At 62.8% G+C, this 22,719-nt stretch carries 23 protein-coding genes; 10 read left to right on the forward strand and 13 right to left on the reverse strand.

Going from position 1 to position 22,719, the window contains the following annotated elements:
• Positions 1–6 precede the first annotated feature (6 nt).
• The 7 genes from BGP85_RS07020 to BGP85_RS07050 all read left to right on the forward strand — a co-directional run bounded on the left by BGP85_RS07020 (position 7) and on the right by BGP85_RS07050 (position 5,605).
• Positions 7–426 (forward strand): hypothetical protein, encoded by a 420-nt coding sequence (locus BGP85_RS07020; protein ID WP_103446523.1) that lies wholly within the window; start codon positions 7–9, stop codon positions 424–426.
• Between the two features lie 235 nt (positions 427–661).
• A complete protein-coding gene (locus tag BGP85_RS07025) occupies positions 662–1,600 on the forward strand; it encodes a 2-hydroxyacid dehydrogenase (protein WP_103446524.1) in 939 nt (312 codons plus the stop codon).
• A gap of 47 nt (positions 1,601–1,647) precedes the next feature.
• Positions 1,648–2,436 (forward strand): PhzF family phenazine biosynthesis protein, encoded by a 789-nt coding sequence (locus BGP85_RS07030; protein WP_103446525.1) that lies wholly within the window; start codon positions 1,648–1,650, stop codon positions 2,434–2,436.
• Positions 2,437–2,513: 77 nt separating this feature from the next.
• Complete coding sequence (locus BGP85_RS07035; RefSeq protein WP_103446526.1) at positions 2,514–2,921, forward strand: GFA family protein; 408 nt, start codon at positions 2,514–2,516, stop codon at positions 2,919–2,921.
• Positions 2,922–3,084: 163 nt separating this feature from the next.
• Complete coding sequence (locus BGP85_RS07040; RefSeq protein ID WP_103446527.1) at positions 3,085–3,423, forward strand: FKBP-type peptidyl-prolyl cis-trans isomerase; 339 nt, start codon at positions 3,085–3,087, stop codon at positions 3,421–3,423.
• 281 nt (positions 3,424–3,704) lie between these two features.
• Positions 3,705–4,367 carry a histidine phosphatase family protein gene (locus BGP85_RS07045; RefSeq protein ID WP_103446528.1) on the forward strand — a complete coding sequence of 221 codons (663 nt, stop codon included), beginning with the start codon at positions 3,705–3,707 and terminating at the stop codon, positions 4,365–4,367.
• A gap of 44 nt (positions 4,368–4,411) precedes the next feature.
• A complete protein-coding gene (locus BGP85_RS07050; RefSeq protein WP_103446529.1) occupies positions 4,412–5,605 on the forward strand; it encodes a D-amino acid dehydrogenase in 1,194 nt (397 codons plus the stop codon).
• 102 nt (positions 5,606–5,707) lie between these two features.
• Here the strand turns inward: BGP85_RS07050 and BGP85_RS07055 are convergent, their stop codons facing one another.
• From BGP85_RS07055 to BGP85_RS07065, 3 genes are all read right to left on the reverse strand, one after another.
• A complete protein-coding gene (locus tag BGP85_RS07055) occupies positions 5,708–6,436 on the reverse strand; it encodes an aspartate/glutamate racemase family protein (RefSeq protein WP_103446530.1) in 729 nt (242 codons plus the stop codon).
• Between the two features lie 16 nt (positions 6,437–6,452).
• Positions 6,453–7,985, reverse strand: a complete 1,533-nt coding sequence (locus BGP85_RS07060) for an NCS1 family nucleobase:cation symporter-1 (RefSeq protein ID WP_103446531.1) — start codon at positions 7,983–7,985, stop codon at positions 6,453–6,455.
• Between the two features lie 457 nt (positions 7,986–8,442).
• Positions 8,443–8,880, reverse strand: a complete 438-nt coding sequence (locus BGP85_RS07065) for an Lrp/AsnC family transcriptional regulator (protein WP_103446532.1) — start codon at positions 8,878–8,880, stop codon at positions 8,443–8,445.
• A 133-nt stretch (positions 8,881–9,013) separates the two neighbouring features.
• On the opposite strand from BGP85_RS07065, the gene BGP85_RS07070 reads away from it, so the two are divergent.
• On the forward strand, positions 9,014–9,910 hold the full coding sequence (locus BGP85_RS07070; protein ID WP_103446533.1) for a DMT family transporter: 897 nt from the start codon (positions 9,014–9,016) through the stop codon (positions 9,908–9,910).
• A gap of 33 nt (positions 9,911–9,943) precedes the next feature.
• A complete protein-coding gene (locus tag BGP85_RS07075; protein ID WP_103446534.1) occupies positions 9,944–10,870 on the forward strand; it encodes a class I SAM-dependent methyltransferase in 927 nt (308 codons plus the stop codon).
• 60 nt (positions 10,871–10,930) lie between these two features.
• Here the strand turns inward: BGP85_RS07075 and BGP85_RS07080 are convergent, their stop codons facing one another.
• From BGP85_RS07080 to gcl, 8 genes are all read right to left on the reverse strand, one after another.
• Positions 10,931–11,932 (reverse strand): sulfate ABC transporter substrate-binding protein, encoded by a 1,002-nt coding sequence (locus tag BGP85_RS07080; protein WP_103446535.1) that lies wholly within the window; start codon positions 11,930–11,932, stop codon positions 10,931–10,933.
• A 92-nt stretch (positions 11,933–12,024) separates the two neighbouring features.
• Positions 12,025–12,849, reverse strand: coding sequence for an ion transporter (locus BGP85_RS07085; RefSeq protein WP_103446536.1), 825 nt, complete (start codon positions 12,847–12,849; stop codon positions 12,025–12,027).
• Between the two features lie 45 nt (positions 12,850–12,894).
• Positions 12,895–13,767, reverse strand: coding sequence for an urea transporter (locus BGP85_RS07090; protein ID WP_103446537.1), 873 nt, complete (start codon positions 13,765–13,767; stop codon positions 12,895–12,897).
• 181 nt (positions 13,768–13,948) lie between these two features.
• Complete coding sequence (pyk, locus tag BGP85_RS07095; protein ID WP_103446538.1) at positions 13,949–15,364, reverse strand: pyruvate kinase; 1,416 nt, start codon at positions 15,362–15,364, stop codon at positions 13,949–13,951.
• Positions 15,361–16,635, reverse strand: coding sequence for a glycerate kinase type-2 family protein (locus BGP85_RS07100; RefSeq protein WP_103446539.1), 1,275 nt, complete (start codon positions 16,633–16,635; stop codon positions 15,361–15,363). The genes pyk and BGP85_RS07100 overlap by 4 nt, the downstream gene beginning before the upstream one ends.
• 136 nt (positions 16,636–16,771) lie before the next feature.
• Positions 16,772–17,665 (reverse strand): 2-hydroxy-3-oxopropionate reductase, encoded by an 894-nt coding sequence (locus tag BGP85_RS07105; RefSeq protein ID WP_103446540.1) that lies wholly within the window; start codon positions 17,663–17,665, stop codon positions 16,772–16,774.
• Positions 17,666–17,714: 49 nt separating this feature from the next.
• Positions 17,715–18,497 carry a hydroxypyruvate isomerase gene (gene hyi, locus BGP85_RS07110; protein WP_103446541.1) on the reverse strand — a complete coding sequence of 261 codons (783 nt, stop codon included), beginning with the start codon at positions 18,495–18,497 and terminating at the stop codon, positions 17,715–17,717.
• 54 nt (positions 18,498–18,551) lie between these two features.
• Positions 18,552–20,327, reverse strand: a complete 1,776-nt coding sequence (gene gcl, locus BGP85_RS07115; RefSeq protein ID WP_103446542.1) for a glyoxylate carboligase — start codon at positions 20,325–20,327, stop codon at positions 18,552–18,554.
• 257 nt (positions 20,328–20,584) lie between these two features.
• Between gcl and BGP85_RS07120 the strand changes: the two genes are divergently transcribed.
• Complete coding sequence (locus BGP85_RS07120) at positions 20,585–21,025, forward strand: GlcG/HbpS family heme-binding protein (RefSeq protein ID WP_008091653.1); 441 nt, start codon at positions 20,585–20,587, stop codon at positions 21,023–21,025.
• A 107-nt stretch (positions 21,026–21,132) separates the two neighbouring features.
• Here BGP85_RS07120 and BGP85_RS07125 read toward each other — a convergent pair whose 3' ends face one another.
• Positions 21,133–21,744 carry a TetR/AcrR family transcriptional regulator gene (locus tag BGP85_RS07125; protein WP_103446543.1) on the reverse strand — a complete coding sequence of 204 codons (612 nt, stop codon included), beginning with the start codon at positions 21,742–21,744 and terminating at the stop codon, positions 21,133–21,135.
• Positions 21,745–21,836: 92 nt separating this feature from the next.
• Entirely contained in the window at positions 21,837–22,718 is an 882-nt protein-coding gene (locus BGP85_RS07130; RefSeq protein ID WP_103446544.1) for a DMT family transporter, read from the reverse strand.
• Between the last annotated feature and the right edge of the window lies 1 nt (position 22,719).

Consider the following 22,719-nt stretch of genomic DNA (forward strand, 5'->3'; position numbering starts at 1 on the left):
AACGCCATGCACAGCACCGTCCGCTTGACCCTGATTACCCTGGCCCTGGGGTTGTCCGCGTGTACGGCGCATCAACCGTATGAGCAGCCGTCGCCGCCGATCGAGACAGCGCCACCGCACCAGGGGCCCGCAGTGAAACCGTTGCCAGGCGGCCAGCCGTCGACCCAGCCGAGCAAGCCAGCGGCGATTCCCAAGCCGATGCCACGCACTTCGGCCAGCTTCGCGCCGCCGCCGGGTGGCGCCAGCCACTGGGATCCGAAGCTTGGGGTGTATGTGCTGGAGAACAAGACCAATGTCTTTTACCGGCAGCGTACCTACTACCGCTATGACAATGGCTGGAGCTGGTCGTTGAACCCGGATGGCCCATGGCAAGAAACCGACAGCAGCGGTGTGCCGGGTGGGTTGGGGCGCGCTTACGGGCAGTAAATTTTGAGGCTTGCAGGTGTTCGCCTTTAGAGGTTTAGCTCCTGAGAGATCGAGCGCCGCGCGGGCGGCGCTCGATCTCACAGCCGCTGCAACTCTCCCGGCGAACACCTGGAAGCCCTGACACGCTCTCAAACCCACCCAACCCCTACAGTACAGTTTCCCGCTGTTTTCCCAATTGACTGTACCGGCCAGTTACTCCGCATAATGCCCCTCTGAAACTCAAAGGAAGGGTGGCATGCGCAAGACAATCCTAGTACTGGTAGAAACCGTCGACGATTATCTGCCACTACTCGAACAGGCCGGCTACCGACTGATTCGTGCCCCATCCCCGCAAATGCGTACCGACGCCATCCAGCGCCATGCCGGCGAGATCGACGCCGTGCTGACCCGAGGCCCGTTGGGCCTGACCGCTGCTGAGATCGCTGCCTTGCCCAAGCTGCAGATCATCTGCGTGATCGGTGCTGGTTACGAGCAGGTCGACCTGGCCGCCGCTGCCGCCCGTGGAATCACTGTCACCAATGGCGCCGGCGCCAATGCCGCGGCCGTCGCCGACCACACCCTGGCCATGCTGCTGGCGCTGTTGCGCGACATTCCTCATGCCGACGCCAGTACGCGTCGTGGCGAGTGGAACCGGGTGATCAGCCCTTCAGTCAGCGGCAAGCGCCTGGGCCTGCTGGGCCTCGGCGCGGTCGGCCAGGCCATCGCCAAGCGCGCCAGCCTGGGCTTCGACATGAGCATCAGCTACCACAGCCGCACCCCGCGAACGGACGTGCCGTACACCTGGTACGACAGCCCGTTGCACCTGGCCGAGGCTGTCGACATTCTGGTCATCGCCACCCCCGGTGGCGCCAATACCCGCCACCTGGTCGATGCCCAGGTGCTCGAGGCGCTGGGCGCGGAGGGTTACCTGGTGAATATCGCCCGGGCCAGCGTGGTCGACACCCGGGCGCTGGTATCAGCCCTTGAACAAGGCCGGCTTGCCGGCGCCGCGCTCGATGTGTTCGATGACGAACCCTCCGTGCCTGATGCCCTGAAGGCCCTTGGCAACACGGTGCTCACGCCCCATGTGGCTGGTCAGTCGCCCGAGGCCGCACGTGATACCGTGGCCTTGGTGCTGCGCAACCTGCAGGCCTTCTTTGCCGGCGAACCGGTGCTCACGCCGGTCCGCGCGTAACCTTTTCAATACCCACCCGGTATTGCCCGGATCACAAGGAGCGTTTGATGCAACTCGAAATTTTCCAGGTCGATGCCTTCTGCGCCGAGCCTTTTGGTGGCAACCCAGCGGCGGTGATCCCGCTGCAAAGCTGGCTGCCGGACGATGTGCTGCAACGCATCGCCGAAGAGAACAACCTGTCGGAAACGGCCTACTTCGTGCGCAATGGTGAGAGCTTCGACCTGCGCTGGTTTACCCCCACCGTTGAGGTCGACTTGTGCGGCCACGCCACACTGGCCTCGGCTTACGTGCTGTTCGAACAACTGGGCGAGAAAACCGAAGTGCTGTGCTTCAACACCCGCAGTGGCGAGTTGCGGGTCAGCCGTGGCGCCGACGGCCTGCTGGCCATGGACTTCCCGGCCAAGCAGCCGCAAGCCGTGGAGGTGCCAGCCGGCTTGCTGGAGGCGCTGGGCCTGAGCGCGGCCAAGGCCGTCTACCGTTCTGACGACTATGTGGTGGTGGTCGATGACGCCGCGCTGCTCGACCCGCTGAAGCCCGATTTCGTCGCCTTGTCGGCATTCGAAGTGCGTGGCATCGCGGTCACTGCCGCTGGCCGTGGTTTCGACTTCGTCACCCGCTGGTTCGGCCCGCGAGTCGGCGTCAATGAAGACCCGGTTACCGGCTCTGCGCATACCTCGCTGGCGCCGGTGTGGGCCGAGCGGCTGGGCAAGTCGTCGCTGAGCTGCGAGCAGGGCGGGGCACGCAAAGGGCAGCTGCACTGTGAAGTGCCCGGCACTGGCCGGGTGATCATCAGCGGGCGTGCGGCGCTGTACTTGCGCGGCAACGTGTTCATCTGACCGCATGGGTGGGCTGCGGGCGCTGTGGTGTGGGGCCCGATCTATACTTGCTGGCCCAACCTGCAAGGAGCCCCACCATGACCCTGGAAAAAAGCGGTAGCTGCCTCTGCGGTGAAACCCGTCTGCGCGTCACTGTCGACAACACCCATATCAGCGCATGCCATTGCAGCATGTGCCGCAAATGGACCGGCGGCCCGCTGCTGGTCGTGGACTGCAGCCAAGCGCCGGTCTTCGAGGGGCGGGCGCCGGCGGTCTACGATTCCTCCGAGTGGGCCCAGCGTGGCTTTTGCAGCCGTTGCGGCACGCACCTGTATTACCGGCTCAAGGACAAGGACCACTATGCGGTGCCTGTGGGCCTGCTGGACGGGGATGAGGCCTGGGAGTTCGACCTGCAGATCTTCGTCGAGCAGAAACCCGCCTGGTATTGCTTCGCCAACCAGACCACGGAACTGACCGGCGAGCAAGCGTTCGAGCAGTTCGGCTGAGCCATTCCCCGCGGGAATGCCTGCATGCGCAAAGATCCTTTGCCGCCAGCGCTGCACAGCATTAGCCTGCGCGCTGCGTCAGCATGGATCACCACGCGAGCTTGCCAAACCAGTGCATTCCTGAGAAAAGGGCGCCCTTGAATTTCAGCGTTGGAGCATGCCCATGAGCACAGAACTGCAGATCACCGACCTCGTCGAAGGCGACGGCAAAGCCGCCGTCAAAGGCGCCCTGATCACCACCCAGTACACCGGCTGGCTGGCCGACGGCAGCGAGTTTGACTCGTCGTGGTCGCGCGGCAAGCCGTTCCAGTGCGTGATTGGCACCGGCCGTGTCATCAAAGGTTGGGACCAAGGGCTGATGGCCATGCGCGTGGGCGGCAAGCGCAAGCTGCAGGTGCCAGCGCACCTGGGGTATGGCGAACGTAGCGTGGGGGCGATTCCGCCGAATTCGGACCTGACCTTCGAGATCGAGTTGCTGGAAGTTTTGACGCGGGGTGATTGATTGCAGTGGGGCTGGGAGGTGCATGCCTTGGGTTTTGCAGCGCCTGTGAGATCGGGCGCCTCAAAACTCAAGGCGAACATATTTGTGCAACACTTCTGCTCTAACGTAATCCTTGCCTAGGGAACGGCATCCACACTCAAGGAGGAACCAAACGGGTTGCGGACACTCTGAGTCCTGCTCGTTGCCAAGGATGGCAATCACTAACACGGATGCCTCGCGGCATAGGCCACGGGGCAATGTGGCGGGTATCCAGATACCTTTTGCCACAAGAGCCTGCTTGCATGAAGTTGCCATCTTTCTTTCGACGTCGCCGCCGCCTGTTGCTCAGCCTGGCGCTCGTCGCTGCGGCTGTGCCGCTGACACTGGAAGTGGTCGAGAGCCGTGCTCAACCGGTCGACGGCACCCAGACGCTGGTATTCCTGCGCCATGCCGAAAAGCCCGGTGAAGGCCTGGGGCAACTGAACTGCCAGGGCCTCAATCGCGCGCTGGACCTGGCCACCTTGTTGCCGGAGCGTTTCGGCAAGGCGGATTATGTGTTTGCGGCCAACCCCTCGCGGCATGTCGAGGAAGGCAGCCAGGACCAGAGCTACAGCTACATCCGCCCGCTGATGACCATCACGCCCAGCGCCATACGCCTGGGGTTGCCGGTCAATATCGACTTCGGCGCCAACGACACCGACGAACTCGCCGACGAATTGCTCAGCGAGAAGTACCGTAATGCCACCGTCTATACCGCCTGGTCTCATGGCTACCTGCCGGAGCTGATCAACGCCGTGGCCGGCAAGGCGTTGGGCGATGAGCGGGTGATCACCAAGGACTGGAGCGGCGACGATTTCGATACCCTCTACGTCCTCACCCTGACCTGGCACGACGGCAAGGCCAGCCTGCTCAGCCGCAACGTTCGCCAGGGCCTGAATGGCGGTGCCCATAGCTGCCCGACCTGATCCGCTGTTACTGTCCTGGCAAGGAGTCAGGACAGGGAAGGGCAATGACGCAACGGGTGACGGTAATCGGTGGTGGCGTGGTCGGCCTGGCGACGGCCTATGCGCTGGTGCGCGAAGGCCTGTCGGTGGTGCTGGTCGAGGCGCGAGACCAGTTGGCCTCGGCGACCAGCTTCGCCAATGGCGGGCAGCTTTCCTATCGCTATGTGGCGCCGTTGGCCGATGCCGGTGTGCCGTGGCAGGCGCTTGGCTGGTTATTGCGGGGTGACTCGCCACTGCGCCTGCGCTTGCGCCTGGACGTTGCCCAATGGCGCTGGTTGTTGGCGTTCGTGATGGCTTGCCGCAGCAGCGTCAATCGCCGTAACGCCGCACAGCTGCTGGAGTTGGCCTTGCACAGCCAGGCCACCCTGAAATGCTGGCGTGAAGATGATGGCCTGAGTGATTTCGCCTGGCGGCAGAACGGCAAGCTGGTGGCCTTTCGCAGTGAGCGGGCGTTCGCCCATGGGCGCGAGCATCTGCTCGATCCGGATCGTCAACGAGTGCTCGGTGCCAGCGAAGTCAGGGCGCTGGAGCCGGCGTTGGCGGATGCGCCCTTTATCGGCGCCGTGCTGACCCCGGATGAGGAAGTCGCCGATTGCCATCGATTCTGCGAGCGGCTTGCGGAGCGATTGCGTGCATCCGGGCAGTGCCAATTCCTACTGGGTAGGCCGGTCACGCGGCTGATCAGCCGTGATGATCGGGTGGTGGCACTGCAGCTAGGGCGTGAACAGATGGATGTCGAGCGACTGGTACTATGCGCCGGCCATCGAAGTGCTGGGCTGGCGCTACCGGGGTTGCGGCTGCCGGTCTATCCGCTCAAGGGTTACAGCCTGACGGCAGCGATCACAGCGGAGCATCGGGCGCCTGAGCTAAGCATTACTGACTACGAACGCAAGATCGTTTACGCGCGGCTCGACCAGCAACTGCGAGTAGCGGCGATGGTGGATATCGTCGGCTACGACGAAACGGTGGATGCGCGCAGGCTCGACAGCATGCGTCGACAGGCGCTGGAGACATTGCCGCGGGCGGCGGATTACGCGGGGGCGGTGGAATGGGCGGGGATGCGACCGGCGACGCCGACCGGAGTGCCTATCGTCGGGGCTTGCGCCTATCGCAACCTGTGGCTGAACCTGGGGCATGGGGCCTTGGGGTTTACCTTGGCCTGTGGCAGTGGCGAGCGGTTGGCTCGATTACTGTGTTGACTGTACTGGCCTCTTCGCGGGACAAGCCCGCGCATACAGGATCGCGCCGGACCTGTAGGAGCGGGCTTGCCCCGCGACGAGGCCGGCACAGACGAAGCGGTATTACCGCCCGAACTTCATCGGCCAGCCCACCACCTTCTTCGTCCGCGGTGTGGCATAGGTGCGCACCTTGGAGGTGCTGAGCCCCATCCGCACCAGCGACTCGGCAATGGTCACCGCCGCGCTCACGCCATCGACCACCGGCACCCCGGTACGCTGGCGAATCTGCTCGTCCAGTCCGGCCATGCCGCCGCAGCCCAGGCAGATCACCTCGGCCTTGTCGTCACGCACAGCACGTTCGGCCTGCTCGACGATGGCCTCCACCGCGCGTAGCGGGTCTGCTTCCAGTTCCAGCACCGCCAGGCCACTGGCCCGTACCGAGGCACAACGGTCATACAGCCCGGAAAGCTTCAGGCGGTCTTCGATCAGTGGCACGGTGCGGTCCAGGGTGGTCACCACCGAATAGGCGTGGCCCAGGTACATGGCGGTGCTGGCGGCGGCATCGGTGATGTCCACCACCGGTACGTCGAGCAATTCCTGCAGGCCCTCGCGGCCATGCTCACCGTAGCCGGCCTGGATCACGGCATCGTAGGGGCCGTCGTAGGCCAGCACCCGGTCCATAACGGCGATGGCAGCCAGGTAGCTCTCGAAATTGCCTTCCACCGATTCGGCGCCGAACCAGGGGGTCAGGCCGATGATTTCCGTGCCGGGCGCGGCGACGCTGCGCGCCTGCTCGGCAATGGCCTCAGTGATGGCTTCGGTGGTGTTGACGTTGGCGATCAGAATACGCATGGGCAGTCCTCCTTGATCAATGGCTGCTGTGGTCGACGGCAATGCACTCGCCGCTGACATCGTGGTATTGGCGGCTGCGCGGGGCGATCAACAGGTACACCGCAGCGGCGATACCAGCGCCGATCAGCCAGGAGAACGGCGCGATGCCATGGAAGTTCGGCACCAGCGCCAGGATGATGGCCAGCAGTGCAGCGGGCACGAAGGCGACCACGGCACGCAGGTTGATGCCCTTGCTGTAGTGGTAGGCACCGGTTGGGTGCTCGGTGTAGAGCTCCGGCACGTTGATGCGGCCTTTGCGCAGCAACCAGTAGTCGGCCATGATCACCCCGTACAGTGGGCCGAGCAGGGCGCCCAGGCCGGACAGGAAGTACACGATCACCAGTGGGCTGTTGTAGAGGTTCCAGGGCAGGATCAGCACAGCCAGGGTCGCGCTGATCAGCCCGGCGCGGCGGAAGTTGAGGTGGCGGGGCGCCAGATTGCTCAGCACGAACGCCGGCGCGACGAAGTTGGCCATGATGTTCACCGCTACGGTGACGATCAGGAAGGCCAGGCAGCCGAGCACCAGGAACGGGGTGCTGGGGATGCTGGCGACGATCTGGGTCGGGCTGTCGATGATCTGGCCGTTGATCTGGAACTGCGCGCCGCACAGCACCACGGTGATCATGGCGAACACCAGGATGTTCACCGGCAGGCCCCAGAAGTTGCCGACGCGGATGGTCTTGCGGCACGGCGAGGAGCGGGCGAAGTCGCAGAAGTTCAGCACCAGGGTGCCGTAGATCGCCAGCCACAGGGCGCCACCGGCGAAAATGTTGCGCCACATCTCATAGCCGGTCAGCGGCTCGGCCACCGACCAGGCGATGCGCGCATCGGCCCTGAAGTACATGAACACCGCCAGGCTGGCCACGGTCAGCAGGATCACCGGGCCGGCGAAGGCCTCGTAGCGGCGCACCATCTCCATGCCGTAGGCGAGGATCACCAGCTGCACCAGCCAGATCGCCACGAAGCATACCCAGCCCAGGCTCGACAGGCCGAGGATGCTGTCGTGGTCATAGGCGGCGACCTGCGGCCACACGGCGCTGAGCAGCACGCGCAGCACCACCGAGGCCAGGTAGGTCTGGATGCCGAACCAGGCGATGGCGATCACCGCACGGATCAGCGCCGGGATCTGTGCGCCGTGGATGCCAAAGGCGATACGGCTGATCACCGGGAATGGTACCCCGGTCTTCTGCCCCATGTAGCCGGACAGGTTCATGAAGAAGTACACGAGGGCTGCGCCGATCGCCAGCGACAGCAGGATCTGCCAGCCACCCAGGCCAAGGGCGAACAAGCCCATGGCGAAGGAGTAGTTGGCAATGTTGTGCACATCGTTGGTCCACAGCGCAAAGATGCTGTAGCGGCCCCAGCGGCGGCCTTCGATACGGGTGGGCGCGAGGTCGCGGTTATGCAGGCGTGGGCTCAGGCCCAGAGGCGGCATGTCGCCGGCAAGGGTGGAAGAGGGGCTGGTGCTGGCGACGGATCGTTCAGGGGCAAGGTCGAGGCTGGTACTCATTCCGGCAGGCTCCTGATGCACGTGGACTGCGATGAGCGGGCATGCGCACGGGCTCGCCGTCTCGTCGGTGCAGCTTGGCATCACTGGGTTCTGGGCGCGGCGGCCGGTGTTGGACCGGCGTCGCGAGTTTTTGTGTATTTATGTTTTGTAGGATTTGTATACAAAACACGAACACACAAAAGCGAGTTCCATGCCAGGGACTAAGCGAGTCTCGGGTAGCCACTAATTTGAATCTAAGCAGTTGAAAATTAAGTTGATGAAATAAAGGAAATATAAGTTGACCAAATGAACAGCTTTAAATTTTAGTTGGCTGATTAGTTGATCATTTGGTCAAATTTAGTTGCGCGTGATGTGTAACGTATTGGGGCGTTACCTGAGAAAGTGCACACAAAAATGGCACCTATGGTGACATTCTTGTGTACAAAAAATAGTCAGTATCCCTTTATAATGGATACACTCAGTCCATCGGCGGCAAGCGCCGCTTCACCGGGCTCTTCTTGATGATCGCGGTGTTGGTTTCGGCCAGCACATTGATGCGGTCGAGCAGGGTGTCTAGCTGCTCCATCGAACGCACATGCAGCCGTGCGATGAAGCAGTCCTCGCCGGTGACCTTGTCACACTCGGTGAACTCGGGGATGGCGATAATCTGCCGCTCCACTTCCTGCAACTGCCCCGGCAGCGGGCGAATGCGCACGATCGCCTGCAGTTGGTAGCCGAAGCTGCGCGGGTCGACTTCCACGGTGTAGCCACGCAGTACGCCGCGTTCTTCGAGGCGGCGCAGGCGCTCGCTGACGCTTGGGGCCGAGAGGCCGCTGATCTGCGCCAGGGCCTTGAGCGAGCGGCGCGAATCTTCCATCAAGGCATTGATCAGCAGTTGGTCGATGGCGTCGGTCATGTTTGTCTCATCAGGCAAATCGGGAAAGTTGCCTTGATAGTAAAGGTAAACCGGCTGATCTGCCTTGGATTTCAGCTGGAAGGCGTACGGCGACCCTCCGCATACTATGGCCATCATCCAAGGGAGGTGTGAGATGGACAGTTCATTGCGCCGTGGCTCGCTGGAAATGGTCGCCGCCATGCTGATTTCCGGGACCATCGGCTGGTTCGTGCTGGTGTCGGGGCAGCCCGTACTGGAGGTGGTGTTCTGGCGCTGCGTGTTCGGTACTGGCACCTTGATGGCAATCTGCGCGGCTTACGGTTTTCTCAAGCCTGGTGTGATAACCCGGACGGCATTCCTGTTGGCCATCGCCAGTGGGGTGGCCATCGTTGGTAACTGGGTGCTGCTGTTTGCCTCCTACTCGCGGGCGTCGATTGCCATCGGCACGGCGGTATACAACGTCCAGCCGTTCATGCTGGTGGGGCTGGCGGCGCTGTTCCTGGGCGAGAAGATCACCGCCGCCAAGGTTACCTGGCTGAGCGTGGCATTCCTTGGCATGCTGGCGATCGTCAGTGCCCATGGCGCGGGGCAGGCCAGTGGTGAGGACTACTTGCAAGGTATTGGCCTGGCGCTGGGCGCGGCGTTCCTCTATGCGATTGCCGCGTTGATCATCAAACGGCTGAAAGGCACGCCACCTCACCTGATCGCGTTGATCCAGGTTGCCACCGGGGTATTGCTGCTGGCGCCGTGGGTGAAGCTGGGCGGGCTACCTGGCGAGCCACCTGCCTTGGCCAGTCTGGTGACCTTGGGCATGGTCCACACCGGGTTGATGTATGTGCTGCTCTACAGCGCGATCCAACGCTTGCCCACGGCATTGACCGGTGCGCTGTCGTTTATTTACCCGATTGCCGCGATCCTGGTCGACTGGGTGGCTTTCGGGCACCGTCTGGCACCGCTGCAGTGGCTGGGGGTGGCGTTGATTCTGCTGGCGGCAGCGGGCATGCAGCAAGGCTGGTGGTTCCGTTCTGCACAAGTGCCGGCCAAGGGGTAGAATGGCGGCCTTTTCACTTGCTTGCGACCCGCCATGACTTCGCCGATCCACACCCTCGAACAGCACCTGCTCGCTGCCCTTGACCCCGCCCCCACGGAAACCCGCCGGCTGTTCCATGGCCGTGGCCGTTGCTGGGAGGGTCTGGAGCAGGTCACGGTGGACTGGCTGCAGGGTGTGCTGTCGGTGGCACTGTTCCGTGAACCGCCCGAGGGCCAGCTGGGTGAGCTCGAAGCCATGCTGCGCAACCTGGCCGTACACCCGCAGTGGGCCGGCCAAGCGATCCTCATCCAGCACCGTTACCTGCCCGACAGCCCGGGCCAGTGGCTGCTGGGCGAGCCTTGCCAGCAGCGCGAGGTGGTCGAGGATGGCCTGAACTATCTGCTTGACCTGGGCGTGCGGCAGAACAACGGCCTGTTCCTCGACATGCGCTATGGCCGGCGCTGGGTGCGTGAGCAGGCGGCGGGCAAGCGCGTGCTCAACCTGTTCGCCTATACCTGCGGCTTTTCGGTGGCGGCGATTGCTGGCGGTGCCGAGCAGGTGGTGAACCTGGACATGGCCAAGTCGGCGCTGTCGCGGGGGCGCGATAATCATCGCCTGAACGGGCACGATGCGTCGCGGGTCGCCTACCTGGGGCATGAGCTGTTCAAGTCGTGGGGCAAGGTGCGCAAGTACGGGCCTTACGACCTGATCATCATCGACCCGCCGACCTTCCAGCGCGGCAGCTTCGTGCTGACCCAGGATTACGCCAAGATCCTGCGGCGACTGCCGGAATTGCTGAGTGAAGGTGGGACGGTGCTGGCATGCGTCAACGACCCGGGGATCGGGCCGGAGTTTCTGATCGAGGGGATGGCCGAGCAGGCGCCTTCGCTGGCCTTCGTCGAGCGGCTGGAAAATCCGCCGGAGTTTCCAGATGTGGACCCGGCGGGAGGGCTGAAGGCTCTGGTATTCCGCCAGGTTTGATGTTGCCTTTACCGGCCTCCGCGGCTAAAGCCGCGAATAGGCCGGTCCTGCATACATAAATTACTGCTGGTTGGTATAGATCTGGTCGAACACGCCACCGTCGTTGAAGTGGGTTTTCTGCACGGTACGCCAGTCACCAAAGGTCTTCTCTACTGACAGGAAGTCGACTTTCGGGAAGCGGTCGTTGTACTTGGCCAGCACGGTCGCATCACGCGGACGCAGGTAGTTCTGCGCGGCGATTTCCTGGGCCGCCGGCGACCACAGGTATTTCAGGTATTCTTCGGCCACGGCCTGGGTGCCTTTCTTGGCCACCACCTTGTCGACCACGCTCACCGGCGGTTCGGCCTCGGCCGACACGCTCGGGTAGACCACTTCGAACTGATCGCGGCCGAACTCGCGGGCGATCATCTCGGCTTCGTTCTCGAAGGTAACCAGTACGTCGCCGATCTGGTTGGTCATGAAGGTGGTGGTGGCGGCACGGCCACCGGTGTCGAGCACTGGCGCCTGCTTGAACAGCTTGCCGACGAATTCGCGGGCCTTGGTTTCATCGCCACCTTGCTTGAGCACATAGCCCCACGCCGACAGGTAGGTGTAGCGGCCGTTACCCGAGGTCTTGGGATTGGGCACGATCACCTGCACGCCGTCCTTGAGCAGGTCAGGCCAGTCCTTCAAGGCCTTGGGGTTGCCCTTGCGCACGATGAACACAGTGGCCGAGGTGAACGGCGCGCTGTTGTTCGGCAGGCGGGTCACCCAGTTGTCCGGCACCAGCTTGCCGTTGTCGGCCAAGGCGTTGATGTCGGTGGCCATGTTCATGGTGATGACATCGGCCGGCAGGCCATCGATCACTGCACGCGCCTGCTTGCTCGAGCCGCCGAAGGACATTTGCACATTGACCTTCTCGTTGTGCTCGGCTTCCCAGTGCTTCTGGAAGGCCGGGTTGTAGTCCTTGTAGAAATCGCGCATCACGTCATAGGAAACGTTCAGCAGGGTCGGGGCAGCCTGGGCGAGGTTGCCCAAGGCCAGGCCGGCGGCGAGCAGCGAGGCGGTGAAGAGTCTTTTCACGTTGCTTCCTTGTTCTGGTTCAAATGTTTGGCAATTTGCCAGCAACTATAACGTTTGGTTCTTGAACGATTAAAGACCGAATGGCTCTTTGCTTATTCGGTTTTTGGAAACAGCACATTACCGCAGCGCGAGCAGAACGCCGCGCCATGCTCATGGGTCTTCTTGCTGCAGGTCGGGCAGTCATGTTGCAGCTGCTCGCCGCGCATGGCATTGGCCAGCTCGGCGGTAAAGATCCCGGTCGGCACGGCAATGATCGAGTAACCGGTGATCATCACCAACGACGACAGCACTTGCCCCAGCGGTGTCTTTGGCACGATGTCGCCAAATCCCACCGTGGTGAGCGTGACGATGGCCCAGTAGATCCCTTTGGGGATGCTGGTAAAGCCATGTTCCGGCCCTTCGATCACATACATCAAGGTGCCGAACACGGTCACCAGCGTCGAAACGGTGACCAGGAATACGATGATCTTCTGCTTGCTGCCGCGCAGCGCCTCCAGCAGGTAATGCGCCTGCTTGAGGTAGGGGCTGAGCTTGAGCACGCGGAAGATCCGCAGCATCCGTATCACCCGGATGATCAGCAGGTACTGGGCGTCGCTGTAGTACAGGGCGATGATCCCCGGCACGATCGCCAGCAAATCGACCAGGCCGTAGAAGCTGAAGGCATAGCGCAAGGGCTTGGGCGAGCAGTACAGGCGGGTGAGGTACTCGGCCAGAAAGATCGCGGTGAAGCCCCATTCGATGGCGGCCAGCAGGCCGGCGTAGCCCTGGTGCACATCGTCGATGCTGTCGAGGATTACCGTGACCAGGCTGGCCAGGATGATCAGCAGGAGGATTTTGTCGAAGCGTCTTCCAGCCACGGTGTCGGTCTGGAAGACGATGACGTAGAGCTGCTCGCGCAGGCTCGCAGGGTTGTTCATTGGCTCGTTCCACAATTGCGATGGGCAGAGCCTAGGGGCTGCGTTTCAGCTGTGCAAGCGGCTGGGGTTGCGCTGTCGGGGCTGGGCCAGGTGGCTGCCCAGATGCATCAGCCAGCAAGCAGCGACGAAGGGCGCAGTCAAACCGGAGACAGGCAATAGCTTGAACAACGGTTGCAGCAGCAGGGCCAGGGCAATGGCCAGCAACGTTACCCAAGGCCTTTCACCCTGGCGGCTGAAGGCCAGCGCTGCCAGCGCGGCATTGAAGCCGAACAAGCCCAGCCACGCGGCTTGCGCCTGCTCGGCGAGCAGTGCCACGCCGCCGCCAATGGCCGAACCGAGCACGGCCCACATCGCCGCATAGGGGTTGGCAATGAACATCCCGATAATGATCAGCAACCCGGCCAGCGGTTGGTCGAGCAGGAAGATCTGCCCCACGCCACGCGCCAGGGCATAGGCAGGTTCTGCCTCGACGAAGCCGCTGGGCGCGGGGCTTGCGAACAGCAGGGCAACCCAGCCGAGCAGCACGAACGGTGCGGTATAGGCGACCAGCAGCTTGCCGCCGCGCTTGCGCCATTGGTGGGTGATGATGCTCGACAGGCCGCCGGCGGCGATGATCAGCGCCGGCAGGATCACCGACCAGGGCAGCACGGCGCTGATCAGGATGCCGATCAGCACGCCGTTGTAGCTGTACAGCCCGGCCTGGCGGTCGGCGCGGTCGTAGCCGCGGCGTTGGGCGGTGAGCAGGCCTGACAGGGCGCCGAGCAGGGCACCGCCGACCAGGTCGGGGGCGGTCAGCAGGATGGCCAGCAGGCAGCACAGGCCGCACAGGGGGTTGCGCAGCAGCAGCACTTGGCTGAAGCCGTTGAGCAGCGCCGTGGCCCAGTCGGGGCACGGGTTGACGAAATTCTTGGTGTACATGGGCAGTCAGCAAGGGTTGATGGGGAGCGGTGGGCCTCTTTGGGCCTCGGTTTTCCGCAGGTTTGGTGTGTTGGGAGGGCTTTGCCCTCCATCGCGGTCAAGCCCGCTCCTACAGGGAATCGCATTCTTCTGTAGGAGCGGGCTTGACCCGCGAAAGGGGCGCAGAGCGCCCCCGGCGATCTCAGGCCAGGGTCTCGATCCGCAAGGTATTAGTCGAACCCGGCTTGCCGAAAGGCACGCCGGCAGTGATCAGCAGCGTGTCACCACGGCTGGCCATACCCTGAGCCTGAGCAATCTCCAGCGCGGTGGAAACCACCTCGTCGACCTGGCGCAGGCGGTCGTTGACCACCGAGTGCACACCCCAGGCCACGCTCAGGCGGCGGGCGGTGGCCAGGTTCGGCGTCAGGTTGAGGATCGGCGCCCGTGGCCGTTCGCGGGCGGCACGCAGGGTCGACGCCCCCGACTCGCTGTAGTTGACCAGCACCGCCACCGGCAGGATGCCGCTGATACGGCGGATCGCGCAGCTGATGGCGTCCGATACGGTGGCCTCGGCCTTCGGCCGGCCGACGTCGAGCTGGGCCTGGTAGTCCGGGCCGTTCTCCACCTGGCGGATGATCTTGCTCATCATCTGCACGGCTTCCAGCGGGTAGTCACCCGAGGCGGTCTCGGCCGACAGCATCACCGCGTCGGCGCCTTCGGCCACGGCGTTGGCCACGTCGGTGACTTCGGCGCGGGTCGGTGCTGGCGAGAAACGCATCGATTCGAGCATCTGGGTGGCTACAACGACCGGCTTGCCCAGCTGGCGGCAGGTGCCGATGATGCGCTTCTGGATCTGCGGCACGCTTTCGGCCGGCACTTCCACGCCCAAGTCGCCACGGGCAACCATGATCGCATCCGCCAGTTCAGCGATGGCTTGCAGTTGCTCGACCGCCGAGGGCTTCTCGATCTTGGCCATCAGATAGGCGCGGTCGCCGATCAGCTGGCGCGCTTCGACGATGTCTTCCGGGCGCTGCACGAACGACAGGGCTACCCAGTCCACGCCCAGTTCCAGGCCGAAGGCCAGGTCGCGGCGGTCTTTTTCGGTGAGCGGGGAGAGGTCGAGCACCGCTTGCGGCACGTTGACGCCCTTGCGGTCAGACAGCTCGCCGCCGTTCAGCACTTCGGTGTCGATGGCGTCATTGTGCTTGGCGGTCACCCGCAGGCGCAGCTTGCCGTCGTCGAGCAGCAGGTCCATGCCTGGCTCCAGCGCCGCGATGATTTCCGGGTGGGGCAGGTTGACCCGGCGGCTGTCGCCTGGGGTCTTGTCCAGGTCCAGGCGCAGGGCCTGGCCGCGTTGCAGCTGGACCTTGCCCTCGGCGAAGCGGCCGACGCGCAGCTTCGGCCCTTGCAGGTCCATGAGGATGCCCAGTGGGTAGTTCAGCTGCTGCTCGACTTCGCGGATCCACTGGTAGCGCAGGGCGTGGTCGGCGTGCTCACCGTGACTGAAGTTGAGGCGGAAGATGTTCACCCCGGCTTCGACCAGCTGGCGGATGTCGTCGATGCCTTTGATCGCAGGGCCGAGGGTGGCGAGGATCTTTACTTTTTTATCAGGCGTCATGATTGGGCAGTCTCGAGGATCAGGATGGCGCGGAAGTCGTTGACGTTGGTACGGGTCGGCTCGGTGACGATCAGTGCATCGAGCGCGGCGAAGTAGCCATAGCCGTTGTTGTTGTCCAGCTCGTCGCTTGCCGACAGGCCCAGGGCTTCGGCGCGGGCATAGCTGCCCGGGGTCATTAAGGCGCCGGCGTTTTCTTCCGAACCGTCGATGCCGTCGGTGTCACCGGCCAAGGCATACACGCCCGGCAGGCCCTTGAGGCTTTCGGTGAGGCTGAGCAGGAACTCGGCGTTGCGCCCGCCACGGCCGTTGCCGCGCACGGTGACGGTGGTTTCACCGCCGGAGAGGATCACGCAGGGCGCCTTCAGCGGCTGGCCGTGCAGCACGATCTGCCGGGCGATGCCCGCGTGTACCTTGGCGACTTCGCGCGATTCACCTTCCAGGTCACCGAGGATCAGCGGGCTGAAACCGGCCTGGCGGGCTTTCACTGCGGCGGCTTCGAGCGATTGCTGGGGCTTGGCGATCAGTTGGAAGTGGCTGCGGGCCAGGGCCGGGTCATCGGCCTTGACGGTTTCCGAGGCGGGGTTGTTGAGCCAGTCGATGACGGCTTTCGGCGCTTCGATGTTGTAGCGCTTGAGGATCGCCAGGGCATCGGCCGAGGTGCTCGGGTCGGCCACGGTCGGGCCGGAGGCGATGACGGTGGCCAGGTCGCCAGGCACGTCGGAAATCGCATAGGTGTAGACGGTGGCTGGCCAGCAGGCCTTGGCCAGGCGGCCGCCCTTGATCGCCGAGAGGTGCTTGCGCACGCAGTTCATCTCGCCGATGGTGGCGCCGGATTTGAGCAGCGCCTTGTTGATCTGTTGCTTGTCCGCCAGGGTCAGGCCTTCGGCAGGCAGTGCCAGCAGGGCGGACCCACCGCCAGACAGCAGGAAGATGACGCGGTCTTCTTCGTTGAGGTTGCTGACCAGCTCCAGCACGCGCTTGGCCACGGCCAGGCCGGCGGCGTCGGGGACCGGGTGGGCGGCTTCGACCACTTCGATCTTCTGGCAGTTGGCGCCGTGACCGTAGCGGGTCACGACCAGCCCGGAGACCTCGCCCTGCCAGCTCTTTTCGACCACTTCGGCCATGGCGGCAGCGGCCTTGCCGGCGCCGATGACGATGACCCGGCCGCTACGGTCGGCGGGCAGGTAGGGTTCGAGGACTTGGCGTGGGTGGGCGGCGGCGATGGCTGTGTCGAACAGGTCGCGGAGAAGTTTTTGCGGATCGACCGACATGGCAGGCTCCCATTTATTGTTGTTCTGCAGAATCGAAAACGCCCCTGGAACTGCCTCCGTGCAGGCCGAACCAGGGGCGGGTGTTGCTCGGGGTCACCCTTGAGCCTGTGGTCGCAGGCTCAAGGGTGTGAACGTCTTACTTGTCGTCGCGGATCGAGAAGTTGGCCATGTGCTCCAGGCCTTTGATCAGCGCCGAGTGGTCCCAGTTGCCGCCGCCCAGGGCCTGGCAGGTGTTGAACACTTGCTGGGCATTGGAGGTGTTGGGCAGGTTGATGCCCAGTTCCTTGGCGCCTTGCAGGGCCAGGTTGAGGTCTTTCTGGTGCAGGTTGATGCGGAAGCCTGGGTCGAAGGTGCCTTTGATCATGCGCTCGGCATGCACTTCGAGGATCTTCGACGAAGCGAAGCCACCCATCAGGGCCTCACGCACCTTGGCTGGGTCGGCGCCGTTCTTGGCGGCGAACAGCAGGGCTTCGGCCACGGCCTGGATGTTCAGGGCGACGATGATCTGGTTGGCCACCTTGGCGGTCTGACCGTCGCCGTTGCCACCGACGCGGGTGATGTTCTTGCCCATGGCTTCGAACAGCGGCTGGGCGCGCTCGAAGGCTTTCGGGCAGCCACCGACCATGATGCTCAGGGTCGCGGCCTTGGCACCGACTTCACCGCCGGACACCGGGGCGTCCAGGTAGGCGGCGCCGGTGGCCTTGATCTTCTCGGCGAAGGCTTTGGTGGCGGTAGGGGAGATCGAGCTCATGTCGATCACCACCTTGTTCGGGCCCACGCCTTCGGCGACGCCGTTTTCACCGAACAGGACGCTTTCGACCTGCGGGGTGTCCGGGACCATGACGATGATGAATTCAGCTTCCTGGGCCACTTCTTTCGGGTTGGCCAGGGCCACTGCGCCAGCGGCGATCAGGTCGGCCGGGGCAGCGTCGTGGTGGGTGGAAACGAAGATGCTGTGACCTGCTTTTTGCAGGTTCTGCGCCATGGGCTTGCCCATGATGCCGGTGCCGAGGAAACCGATTTTAGCCATGAGAAATTACCTCTTTATATTTGTTCGCATTCCCAGTGGGAGCAGTGATTCAGATCGCGTTGTGCGTTTTCAGCCAGCCCAGGCCCGCTTCGGTGGTGGTCAGCGGCTTGTATTCCGCGCCCACCCAGCCCTGGTAGCCGATGCGGTCCAGGTGTTCGAACAGGAAGCGGTAGTTGATCTCGCCAGTGCCTGGTTCGTTGCGGCCCGGGTTGTCGGCCAGCTGGATGTGGTTGATCAGTTTCAGGTTGGCTTCCATGGTGCGAGCCAGGTCACCTTCCATGATCTGCATGTGGTAGATGTCGTACTGCAGGAACAGGTTGTCACTGCCGACTTCGGCCTGGATTTCCAGCGCCTGTTTTGTGGTGTTCAGGTAGAAGCCGGGGATGTCGCGGGTGTTGATCATTTCCATGACCAGACGGATCCCGGCAGCTTTCAACTTGTCGGCGGCGTAGCGCAGGTTTTCCACGAAGGTCTTGCGCACGTCGGCGCACTGCAGGCCTTGTGGACGGATACCGGCCAGGGCGTTGACCTGGGTGTTGCCCAGGACCTTGGCGTACTCGATGGCCTTGTCTACGCCAGCGCGGAATTCTTCGACGCGGTCAGGGTGGCAGGTGATACCGCGCTCACCTTTCGACCAATCGCCCGCCGGCAGGTTGAACAGCACCTGGGTCAGGCCGTGGGCGTCCAGCTGCTGCTTGATTTCGGCAGCGCTGAAGTCGTATGGGAACAGGTATTCGACGCCGCTGAAGCCAGCGTCGGCGGCAGCCTTGAAGCGGGCCAGGAAGTCCTGTTCGGTGAACAGCATGGACAGGTTGGCAGCGAAGCGAGGCATGGGTTGTCTCCTTGCGATGAAGGCCCCCAGGGCAAGCCTGGGGGCGTCAGGCGATCAGTCGAGCATCGAGATGGCGGTTGGCGCGTCGTTGCCGACCAGGGCCAGGTCTTCGAACTCGTTGACCGCGTTGATCTCGGTGCCCATGGAAATGTTGGTCACACGCTCGAGGATCACTTCGACCACGACCGGCACGCGGAACTCTTCGGCCATCTTCTGTGCCTTGAGCAGGGCAGGGGCGATCTCGGCCGGCTCGAACACACGGATGGCCTTGCAGCCCAGGCCTTCGACCACCGCAACGTGGTCGACACCGTAGGTGGCAGCGTCGGTCGAGTTGATGTTCTCGAACGCCAGTTGTACACAGTAATCCATGTCGAAGCCACGCTGTGCCTGACGGATCAGGCCCAGGTAGGCGTTGTTCACCAGGACGTGGACGTACGGCAGGTTGAACTGCGCACCGACGGCCAGTTCTTCGATCATGAACTGGAAGTCGTAGTCACCCGACAGCGCGACGACCTTGCGCTTCGGATCGGCTTTGACCACGCCCAGCGCGGCAGGGATGGTCCAGCCCAGCGGGCCGGCCTGGCCGCAGTTGATCCAGTGGCGTGGCTTGTACACGTGCAGGAACTGCGCGCCAGCGATCTGCGACAGGCCGATGGTGCTGACGTAGCAGGTGTCCTTGCCAAACACCTGGTTCATCTCTTCGTACACGCGCTGCGGCTTGACCGGCACGTTGTCGAAGTGGGTCTTGCGTTGCAGGCTCGACTTGCGCTGCTGGCAGTCTTCCAGCCAGGCCTTGCGGCACTTCAGCTTGCCAGCGGCTTTCCACTCGCGGGCCACTTCGAGGAACACGTCCAGCGCCTTGCCGGCGTCGGAAACGATACCCAGGTCCGGGGTGAACACGCGGCCGATCTGGGTCGGTTCGATGTCCACGTGCACGAACTTGCGGCCTTCGGTGTAGACGTCGACGGAACCGGTGTGGCGGTTGGCCCAACGGTTACCGATACCGAACACCAGGTCGGACTTCAGCAGGGTGGCGTTGCCGTAGCGGTGCGAAGTCTGCAGGCCGACCATGCCGACCATCTGTGCGTGGTCGTCCGGGATTGTGCCCCAGCCCATCAGGGTAGGGATCACCGGTACGCCGGTCAGTTCGGCGAACTCGACCAGCTTGTCGCTGGCGTCGGCGTTGATGATGCCGCCACCGGCTACCAGCAGTGGGCGCTCGGCGTCATTGAGCAGGGCCAAGGCTTTCTCGGCCTGTACGCGGGTAGCGGACGGCTTGTTGATTGCCAATGGCTCGTAGGCGTCGATGTCGAATTCGATTTCGGCCATCTGCACGTCGAACGGCAGGTCGATCAGCACAGGGCCCGGGCGGCCGGTGCGCATTTCATAGAAGGCCTTCTGGAAGGCGTAAGGCACCTGGCCTGGCTCCAGAACGGTGGTGGCCCACTTGGTGACCGGCTTGACGATGTTGGTGATGTCGACGGCCTGGAAGTCTTCCTTGTGCAGGCGGGCACGGGGTGCCTGGCCGGTGATGCAGAGGATCGGGATGGAGTCGGCCGAGGCGCTGTACAGGCCGGTGACCATGTCGGTGCCGGCAGGGCCGGAGGTGCCGATGCACACGCCGATGTTGCCTGGGTTGGCACGGGTGTAGCCCTCGGCCATGTGCGAGGCGCCTTCGACGTGACGAGCGAGGACGTGATCGATGCCACCGACTTTCTTCAGGGCCGAGTACAACGGGTTGATGGCAGCCCCCGGGATGCCGAACGCGGTATCTACACCTTCACGGCGCATGACCAGAACGGCTGCATCGATTGCTCTCATTTTGCTCATGGTTTGTGCCTCATCGATTTTGTAATTGTATACAACTTGCTTTGTGCCAGAGTGTATTCATGGCTGGCCGCTCAGGTCAACGGGTTTTCGTCGGACAAGCTGGCTTTCGTTCGAGCGCCCGTGAAAACGGCGGTTTGCGATCTCGCATACGATCGTTTCAATTTATTGTATACAAAAATAGATTCAGTTGTGTTCTATTGGCTCATCGGTTTTTCACCTGCCCTCAGGGCTTCTCACAACAAGAAGAGGACCTTTCCATGAACGCTTTGAACCTGAAAGTCGCTGTCAGCCTGGTGAACGCCGCGCTGGCGGCGGGCCGCAAGATCAATGCAGCGCCACTGACCGTGGCCGTGCTCGATGCCGGCGGGCATCTGCTGGCCTTGCAGCGCGAGGACGGCGCCAGCCTGATTCGGCCGGAAGTGGCTACCGGCAAGGCCTGGGGTGCGATTGCCCTGGGCAAGGGCTCGCGCCTGCTGGCGCTGGATGCGCAGCAGCGGCCGGCGTTTTTCGCGGCGTTGAACGGCCTGGGCGAGCGGCCAGTGGTGCCGGCACCGGGCGGTGTGCTGATTCGTGATCAGGACGGCAAGGTGCTGGGAGCGGTGGGGATCAGCGGCGATACGTCGGATATCGACGAGCAGTGCGCGATCAGTGCGATCGAAGAGGTGGGGTTGAAGGCTGACGCGGGTGTAGCGGCTTAAGTCTCTATCTCTTGTACCGGCCTATTCTCGGGACAAGCCCGCTCCTACAGGGGAACGCGATCTTATGTAGGAGCGGGCTTGTCCCGCGAAGAAGCCACCACTGAGCTTCAGGCCACCTCGGGCTCACAGCCCTTGAGCACCATGCGAATGATGGTGTCAGCCGCAGCATCGTAGTCACTGTCGGCCAGTTTGGCCTTGCCGGTCACTGCGGAAATCTGCCAATCGAAATCGGCATAGGTCTGGGTCGCGGCCCAGATGCTGAACATCAGGTGGTGGGCATCGACATGGGCGATCTGTCCGCGGTCGATCCAGCGCTGGATGCACTCGATGTTGTGCCGGGCCTGCTCGTTCAACTGCTCCACCTGGTTCGGCGACAGGTGTGGTGCGCCATGCATGATTTCGCTGGCGAACACCTTCGAGGCATGGGGCAGGTCACGCGAAATGCGGATCTTCGAGCGGATGTACGCACTCAACACCTCTTTCGGATCCCCGTCGGCATTGAACGGCGTCGAGGCCTGCATGATCGGCGCGATGATGCTCTCCAGGACCTCGCGATAGAGGTTGTCCTTGGATTTGAAGTAGTAATAGACATTTGGCTTGGGCAGGCCGGCCTTGGCGGCGATATCGCTGGTCTTGGTGGCGGCGAAACCTTTGTCAGCGAATTCTTCACTGGCTGCGCGCAGGATCAGTTCCTTGTTGCGCTCGCGGATGGTGCTCATGGTGGGACGGTCCTTTGACGCTGCGAGCGAGGATGTTATCAAGAACCGCTGGACAGAGCACCCATGCGAGGAACCGCTTGCGTTGATGAAAGTCAGGCAGATTTGCGGGCAGCGCGCGTCTGCTGCCTGTTGAATACGCTCAGCGTGTGCAGGCTGATCAGAATCACGGCAGTTCCGATCCAGAACCTGGTATCGGGAACCGTACCCCAGAGTACCCAATCCGATATCGCCGACAGGATGACACTGATGAAGATAAATGGGGTGATTTCACTGACTTCTGCCAAGGCGAAGGCTTTGGTCGCGAACAGTTGGAAGCCGAGGCCGAACACACCGACGAGGCCAAGAAGCAGTGCTTCGTGCGCTGAAGGCACAACCCAGTCCGAGGTGTAGGTAAACGGCAGAATCACCGTTCCGCTAAGGAAGAAATAGAAAATGATGTTCAGCGCTGAGTGCTGACGACTCAGGGATTTGACGCCCATGTAGGCGAGAGCGGCGAAAATCGCACCCAGCAGCGCAGTCAGCAGGTAGGGCAAGCGGCTTTCGCCCAGGCCAGGTTCATAAAGCAGCATGCAGACGCCGACGAACCCACCGGCGGTACAGGCCAGTGTGGCCAGTGAGGTTTTCTTCTTGTAGATGATCAAGATGAACAGCGGCGCAAAAAATGCTGATGTATTTGACAGGATTATGGCGGTCGAGAGCGGCAGGTACTTGAGGCTGTAGAACATGAAAAGCATGCTCAACAGACCGGCTCCGTTTCGCACCATGCTGGACCTGAAGTCAAGGATTCGCCAACTGAATGCCCGCTCCCTGATGATCAGTGGCACCGTGAACAGAAGGCCGAGAAAAAAGCGAAAGAACAGTGTCTGGGTGGGCGGAACATCATGGTTCGACGCCTCTTTGACCATGCCGCTCATGATCACGATGCTGGCATAGGCCGCCAGCATGTACAGGGTTGCCTTGCGGAAATCATTCATA

The sequence above is a fragment of the Pseudomonas putida genome (assembly GCF_002906855.1).
GTDB classification, from domain to species: Bacteria; Pseudomonadota; Gammaproteobacteria; order Pseudomonadales; family Pseudomonadaceae; genus Aquipseudomonas; species Aquipseudomonas putida_N.

Bases quoted from the DNA above. Each gene is read 5' to 3' on its own strand.
- BGP85_RS07020 (WP_103446523.1), top strand. From the start codon at position 7: ATGCACAGCACCGTCCGCTTGACCCTGATTACCCTGGCCCTGGGGTTG.
- BGP85_RS07025 (WP_103446524.1), top strand. From the start codon at position 662: ATGCGCAAGACAATCCTAGTACTGGTAGAAACCGTCGACGATTATCTG.
- BGP85_RS07030 (WP_103446525.1), top strand. From the start codon at position 1,648: ATGCAACTCGAAATTTTCCAGGTCGATGCCTTCTGCGCCGAGCCTTTT.
- BGP85_RS07035 (WP_103446526.1), top strand. From the start codon at position 2,514: ATGACCCTGGAAAAAAGCGGTAGCTGCCTCTGCGGTGAAACCCGTCTG.
- BGP85_RS07040 (WP_103446527.1), top strand. From the start codon at position 3,085: ATGAGCACAGAACTGCAGATCACCGACCTCGTCGAAGGCGACGGCAAA.
- BGP85_RS07045 (WP_103446528.1), top strand. From the start codon at position 3,705: ATGAAGTTGCCATCTTTCTTTCGACGTCGCCGCCGCCTGTTGCTCAGC.
- BGP85_RS07050 (WP_103446529.1), top strand. From the start codon at position 4,412: ATGACGCAACGGGTGACGGTAATCGGTGGTGGCGTGGTCGGCCTGGCG.
- BGP85_RS07055 (WP_103446530.1), bottom strand. From the start codon at position 6,436: ATGCGTATTCTGATCGCCAACGTCAACACCACCGAAGCCATCACTGAG.
- BGP85_RS07060 (WP_103446531.1), bottom strand. From the start codon at position 7,985: ATGAGTACCAGCCTCGACCTTGCCCCTGAACGATCCGTCGCCAGCACC.
- BGP85_RS07065 (WP_103446532.1), bottom strand. From the start codon at position 8,880: ATGACCGACGCCATCGACCAACTGCTGATCAATGCCTTGATGGAAGAT.
- BGP85_RS07070 (WP_103446533.1), top strand. From the start codon at position 9,014: ATGGACAGTTCATTGCGCCGTGGCTCGCTGGAAATGGTCGCCGCCATG.
- BGP85_RS07075 (WP_103446534.1), top strand. From the start codon at position 9,944: ATGACTTCGCCGATCCACACCCTCGAACAGCACCTGCTCGCTGCCCTT.
- BGP85_RS07085 (WP_103446536.1), bottom strand. From the start codon at position 12,849: ATGAACAACCCTGCGAGCCTGCGCGAGCAGCTCTACGTCATCGTCTTC.
- BGP85_RS07090 (WP_103446537.1), bottom strand. From the start codon at position 13,767: ATGTACACCAAGAATTTCGTCAACCCGTGCCCCGACTGGGCCACGGCG.
- pyk (WP_103446538.1), bottom strand. From the start codon at position 15,364: ATGACGCCTGATAAAAAAGTAAAGATCCTCGCCACCCTCGGCCCTGCG.
- BGP85_RS07100 (WP_103446539.1), bottom strand. From the start codon at position 16,635: ATGTCGGTCGATCCGCAAAAACTTCTCCGCGACCTGTTCGACACAGCC.
- BGP85_RS07105 (WP_103446540.1), bottom strand. From the start codon at position 17,665: ATGGCTAAAATCGGTTTCCTCGGCACCGGCATCATGGGCAAGCCCATG.
- hyi (WP_103446541.1), bottom strand. From the start codon at position 18,497: ATGCCTCGCTTCGCTGCCAACCTGTCCATGCTGTTCACCGAACAGGAC.
- gcl (WP_103446542.1), bottom strand. From the start codon at position 20,327: ATGAGCAAAATGAGAGCAATCGATGCAGCCGTTCTGGTCATGCGCCGT.
- BGP85_RS07120 (WP_008091653.1), top strand. From the start codon at position 20,585: ATGAACGCTTTGAACCTGAAAGTCGCTGTCAGCCTGGTGAACGCCGCG.
- BGP85_RS07125 (WP_103446543.1), bottom strand. From the start codon at position 21,744: ATGAGCACCATCCGCGAGCGCAACAAGGAACTGATCCTGCGCGCAGCC.
- BGP85_RS07130 (WP_103446544.1), bottom strand. From the start codon at position 22,718: ATGAATGATTTCCGCAAGGCAACCCTGTACATGCTGGCGGCCTATGCC.